The organism is Salipiger sp. HF18 (assembly GCF_011806505.1).
GTDB lineage: Bacteria > Pseudomonadota > Alphaproteobacteria > Rhodobacterales > Rhodobacteraceae > Salipiger > Salipiger thiooxidans.
The window spans coordinates 1-3,564 of the sequence record NZ_JAATOS010000401.1 but is presented as its reverse complement, the minus strand read 5'-3'; the positions used below and the strand labels follow the sequence as shown (position 1 = coordinate 3,564).

At 68.9% G+C, this 3,564-nt stretch carries 2 protein-coding genes and 2 pseudogenes; all 4 read right to left on the bottom strand.

The genetic code is table 11. The features are described from left to right. Positions 1 to 437: pseudogene (locus HC022_RS21305) on the bottom strand (3'-5' exonuclease); the annotation flags it as partial. Beyond that, complete coding sequence (locus HC022_RS21300; RefSeq protein ID WP_167453754.1) at positions 434 to 955, bottom strand: hypothetical protein; 522 nt, start codon at positions 953 to 955, stop codon at positions 434 to 436. The gene HC022_RS21300 and the pseudogene HC022_RS21305, both read right to left, overlap by 4 nt. A 33-nt stretch (positions 956 to 988) precedes the next feature. Then, a complete protein-coding gene (locus HC022_RS21295; protein WP_167453753.1) occupies positions 989 to 2,812 on the bottom strand; it encodes a DUF294 nucleotidyltransferase-like domain-containing protein in 1,824 nt (607 codons plus the stop codon). A gap of 115 nt (positions 2,813 to 2,927) precedes the next feature. Next, positions 2,928 to 3,564 (bottom strand): annotated as a pseudogene (locus HC022_RS21290) (cation acetate symporter); the annotation flags it as partial.

Below are 3,564 nucleotides of genomic sequence, written 5' to 3'. Positions count from 1 at the left end.
GTCAGCAGCGCGGTGAGGCGGGCGGTCTCGGTCGCCAGCCGCTCGGTCTCGCGCGCGACCATCTGCGCGGTCTCCATGGCACCGTCGGTGGCGCGGGTCGAGACCGCCTGCGCGGCATGCGCCAGATCGCCGAGGAAGCGCGCGCCATGGGTGTCGACGTCGCGGGTGACGCCGGCATGGGCGCGCATCCGGAGCTCGGCGGCGAGCTTCTCGATGGGCTTGGCGACGTTCTCGTCGAACACAAGCCAGATCCCCACGGTCAGCGCCAGCAGCGCCAGCGCCGACAGGATCGCGGCGAAGACGAAGCCGTTGGTGACCGTGGTCTCGAGCGCGCGAGCATGGCCGAGCCAGAGCGCCACCGCCACCGCCGCGGTGCCGCCGAGGCCGATGACCACGAACAGCAGGAAGATCCGCAGCCGCAACCCGAGCCGGGTCATGCGTCGCCCTCCGCTCCCGTCTCGGCCCCGGTGCAGACGGTGCGCAGGATGGGATCCTCGGCGCCTGCCGGGCGCCACACCGGCTCGCCGCCGTCGCCTGCGGGGATCGCGGTGCGGCCACCGGCGCAGTCGACCATCAGCTCGATCTCGCGCGCGGGCTGCCAGCGCCCGTAGGCCACGGCGCGCACGAGGTAGAGCCCCTCGCTCTGGGCGTTCTCCACCCGGTTCGCGAGATCGACCGCGATGAAGCGGTCGATCATCGGCGCGGCAAAGGTCCAGGGCCGGTAGGCGGCGCGGGATTCGTGCACCGTGGCGACGGTGAACCCGTCCGGCAGGGCGTCGGCGGTGCGGCCGTACCAGCCGTATTCGCTCGAGATGGTGGCGACGAGCATAGCCCCGCCAGCCCCCAACGGCATCAGCCAGCGGGGCAGGCGACCGCCGGTCACCCGGTTCAGCAGCATCACGGCGCCGGCGCCCGCAAAGCCCGCGACGAAGACCGCGATCAGTTCCCAGAACATCTTTCCTCCCTTTCCTCCCGTTCCCCCGGCGCGTCAGCCCAGCATGCCGCGGCCATGTCCAAGCGCCGATTGCAGCGACTTGATGACCACGAAGGCATCGCGCAGGTGGCTCCTCTCGAAATCCGACAGATCCGCCGGAGCCAGATAGTTGTCGGGCCGGCCGCCCTCACGGACGCGCTCGGCCTGGTGTTCGAGTCGTGTTTCGGCGATGAGATCGTAGGCGTCCAGCAGATCCTGCCCGCCGCTGCCCGAAAGCTTGCCTGCGCTCACCGCCGCCTCGAGCCGTGCCCGCGTGTTGACCTCGGGCAGGCGGCCCTGCAGGGCGTAGACCCGCGCGAGGTCCACCACCGGCACCACGCCGTTGTGCTTTAGGTCGAGCCGGTTCTTGTGCTCGCCCGAGCGGATCGTCGCGAAGCCCCGCAGCATGCCCAGCGGGGGCGTGTGCTTGAGCGAGTTGGCGATCATGTGCGCCACGAAGATAGAGTTCTGCGACGCGGCCTCGAGCGTTTCCTTCTGCAGCTCTTCATAGAGCGCGGTGGTGCCGCCGATCGGGCGCAGGTCGAACATCACCGAGGCCAGCATCTGCGCGGTGGGATCTGGCTTGCGGATCCAGCCGCTGAAATACTGCCGCCAGGTCGAGACCGGCTGGCACCAGCGCGGGTTGGTCGCCATCATGTCGCCGGGGCAGTAGAAATACCCCGCCTGATCGAGCCCGTCGCTGACGAATTTCGCCATTTCGCGGAAATACGAAAGATCGTCCTTGGTGGCGCTGTCGTCGATGAAGAGGCAGTTGTCCTGGTCCGAGACGCCGGTCTGTTCCTGCCGTCCCTGGCTGCCGCAGGCGAGCCAGAGGAAGGGCACGGGCGCGGCGCCGAGCCGGTCCTGCGCGAGCGCGAGCAGGCGGCGTGTGACGGTGTCGGCGATGTCCGTGACCAGCCGGGTGACGATCTCGTGCCGGTTGCCGCCCGCGACAAGCTGCACCAGCAGTTGCGGGATGCGCGCGGTGACCTCTGCCATCTGCGCGGGCGTCGCGGCGCGGGCGATCTCGGCCACGAGACCGGCCGAGCTCACCGCCTGGAAACGGGTCAGGTCGGTCTGGGTGACGATGCCCACCAGCCGTCCGCCCTCGGTGACCGGCACGTGGCCGATGTTGCGCTCCATCATCATGTGCAGCACGTCCGAGCCGATGTCGGACGGCGCCAGCGTCAGAGGCGCTTCGGTCATCACGTGCGTGACGGGGGTGTCGAAGGGGAGGCCGCGGGCCACGACCTTTGCCGAGACGTCGCGGATCGTGAGGATGCCCTTCAGCGCCTCGCCCTCGATGATGCAGACCGACGAGACGCGGCGCTCGGCCATCAGGCTCGCGGCCTCCTGCACGGTGGCATTGGGTCCGATGGTGAGCGGATCCGCCGCCATCAGCGTCTCGACCCGGCTGTGGGCGAGGTCGGACTTGCGCGGTTTCGCCGCCCGTGAGCGGTCAAAAAAGCGTTGGGCGGCGGGGTGTTCGCGGATGAGTTCGTTGAAGGCGTAGGCGGGCAGCATGAAGAGCAGCGTCTCGTCGACGGTGCGCGCCGAGGTGGCGGCGATGCCGTCGCGGGCCAGCCCGCGCTCGCCAAAGGAGTTGCGGGGTCCCAGCAGCGAGACCACGACCTCGTTCTCGTCGCGGATCTCGACCTGTCCGGAATGGATGAGATAGAGCCCCTCGAGCGGGTTGCCCGCCGCATAGATCGTCTCTCCCGGGGGCAGGCGGCGCTGCACGAACTGCGGCACCAGCCCCTCGAGCGCATCGGCGTCGAGCGCGTCATAGGGGTGGACGCCTCCGAGGAAACGCAGGAGCTCTTCAGGCGCGATGGGCATGGTCTTCCTCCGGTCCGGTCGGATGAGGCGGAATGAAAATCCCGCCCCGGCATAGCGCGGGACGGGATCGCTGGGTAGGGGGCATGGCCACGCGCCGCGGCCATGCCCGCATCTGTCAGTGGTCCTGTGCCACCCCGGCGCCGCGCGGAATGCGGACGCTTTCGACGAGCTCGCTGATTTCGGCCGGGATCGGCTTGGTCATCGACGAGACCACGAAGGCCACGGTGAAGTTGATGACCGCACCCACCGCGCCGAACGAGGTCGACTTGATCCCGAGGAACAGCGGATCCGCATCGGTGTAGCTGTTGGTGTCGGGGATGAAGAACCAGCCCTTGTGCAGGAAGATGTAGAGCAGGGTCACGATGAAGCCTGCCAGCATCCCCGCCACGGCACCCTTGTTGTTCACCTTGGTGAAGATGCCCATCATGAGGACCGGGAAGATCGACGCTGCCGCGAGGCCGAAAGCCAGCGCCACGGTCTGCGCCGCGAAGCCCGGGGGGTTGAGACCCAGCCAGGTGGCGACGGCGATCGAGACGGCCATTGCGATCCGGGCTGCCAGCAGTTCGCCCTTCTCCGAGATGTTCGGGGTCAGCTGACCCTTCATCAGGTCGTGGCTCACCGCCGAAGAGATGGCGAGCAGGAGGCCGGCTGCGGTCGAATGCGCGGCGGCAATACCACCGGCGGCGCCGCGGCGGATCACCCAGGAGGGCAGGGTGGCGATTTCCGGGTTCGCGAGCACCAGGGTGGTGTTT